At 65.0% G+C, this 1,617-nt stretch carries 2 protein-coding genes and 1 pseudogene; 2 read left to right on the forward strand and 1 reads right to left on the reverse strand.

Features of this window, described 5'->3' with window-relative positions; all coding sequences use genetic code 11:
* Both ABZ923_RS41250 and ABZ923_RS41255 read left to right on the forward strand, forming a co-directional pair.
* Positions 1–632: pseudogene (locus tag ABZ923_RS41250) on the forward strand (IS5 family transposase); the annotation flags it as partial.
* Positions 633–815: 183 nt separating this feature from the next.
* On the forward strand, positions 816–1,148 hold the full coding sequence (locus ABZ923_RS41255; RefSeq protein ID WP_361483584.1) for a hypothetical protein: 333 nt from the start codon (positions 816–818) through the stop codon (positions 1,146–1,148).
* Between the two features lie 174 nt (positions 1,149–1,322).
* On the opposite strand, the gene ABZ923_RS41260 is transcribed toward ABZ923_RS41255, so the two are convergent.
* Complete coding sequence (locus ABZ923_RS41260) at positions 1,323–1,481, reverse strand: hypothetical protein (protein WP_361483586.1); 159 nt, start codon at positions 1,479–1,481, stop codon at positions 1,323–1,325.
* Positions 1,482–1,617: the final 136 nt, after the last annotated feature.

Genomic DNA, 1,617 nt, shown 5'->3' on the forward strand with positions numbered 1-1,617 from the left:
TGGGCGGCGGACGGAACGTTCGACCGGATGCTGCGGGCCGCGCAGACGAAAGCGGACGCGGCGGGAGACATCGAGTGGCTGGTATCGGTCGATTCCACGATCGTCCGAGTTCACCAGCATGCGGCAGGGGTCCGAAAAGGGGGCTCCGCGACCCGGCCCTCGGCCGGTCCAGAGGCGGTCTGACCAGCAAGATTCACCTGGCCTGCGACGGGCGAGGCCGTCCGCTCGCCTTCATCGTCACGGGCGGCAACACCAACGACTGCACCCGGTTCACCGCCGTGATGGAAGCGATCTGGATGCCCCGCCTCGGGCCGGGACGACCCCGCATGCGGCCCGATCACGTCCTGGGCGACAAGGGCTACAGCTCACGAGCTATCCGCACCTGGCTCCGCCGCCGCGGCATCCCGCACACGATCCCCGAGCGGGCCGACCAGGTCCGCAACCCGGCCCGGCGAGGCAGCCGCGGAGGCCGGCCGCCGGCCTTCGACCGCGAGGTCTATAAGCACCGCAACGTCGTGGAACGGTGCTTCAACCGCTTGAAGCAGTGGCGTGGCATCGCCACCCGTTACGACAAGACCGCTCAGTCCTACGAAGCAGCCGTCACCCTCGCATCACTCCTGATGTGGGCGTGACATCTGCTGCATAATCGCGTTACGTGGGGACGTAGTGCGGGCGTTCCAGCTGGGCACTCGAAGACGTTGCGCGGGTCGTCGTCGACCACCCGGATCCGTCCTGATTCCCCCATTTGCGCCACCAGACCGACTGTGCCTGACTGGAAGTTGAGGCATCAGTACGAGGAGAGTGGGAGGCAGCGCATGGTGACCATGGTGGAATTCCAGAATCTGGCGTGCAACGCCACCGAAGACTCGGGCAGTGATGGCGACGAAATCGACCTTAGGTTCAACGACAACACCTTCTGGCGAGGCCAGATGAAGGGTGGCCGTCTCACGGCCATAAACGTGATCGTGCCGTTCCCCGGTAGCACGGGGATCGTCAAGATGCTTGAGGACGATGCTCCCTTCGGGGAGGAGAGCCTTGGATCTCAGACCATCCGAGCAAGCGAGATTAACCAGGGCTCCCATCACGTGTTCTTCCTAGAGCAGGGAGCCAACTACGACCTCGAGTACAGAGTCAGGGACATCCCCTAGCTCGATCTTTCCTGAGGGTCCGTTCGGTACTGGTCCGGTAGACGGAGTTCTATCGCACGCCTGACCTGCGGGTCTTGCGTGACGCAGGGGCGGGGCTCTGTGTCACCGGTGTGTCACCGTGTCTGCAACCGGTGACACGGTGATGCGGAGTGACACAGCCCCCGGCTTCGTGCGTCACTGCCGCAGCCGCAGCTCACAGGCAGACCGTCCGAGCCAGCAGGTCACCCTGGATGACGTCGTTGTTGAGTCGTCCAGGCTGGCCCGGTACGCGTCCAGCGCGCCGAGGCCGGTGGCCGCGTCGAGCTGGGCGCACAGATGGGCGAAGTCAGCCATGGTGGTGCGTGCTTTTGAACATGAAGAGGGAGCCGCTGTTTCGGTCTTATGGTGACGCAGGTGACGCAGCGGTGGGGGTATCCGCTTTCGTCTGCGCGGCCCGCAGCATCCGGTCGAACGTTCCGTCCGCCGCCCG

The sequence above is a fragment of the Streptomyces sp. NPDC046881 genome, assembly GCF_040645015.1.
Taxonomy (GTDB): domain Bacteria; phylum Actinomycetota; class Actinomycetes; order Streptomycetales; family Streptomycetaceae; genus Streptomyces.

Coding starts and splice junctions, on each gene's coding strand:
- ABZ923_RS41255 (WP_361483584.1), top strand. CDS start 816: ATGGTGACCATGGTGGAATTCCAGAATCTGGCGTGCAACGCCACCGAA.
- ABZ923_RS41260 (WP_361483586.1), bottom strand. CDS start 1,481: ATGGCTGACTTCGCCCATCTGTGCGCCCAGCTCGACGCGGCCACCGGC.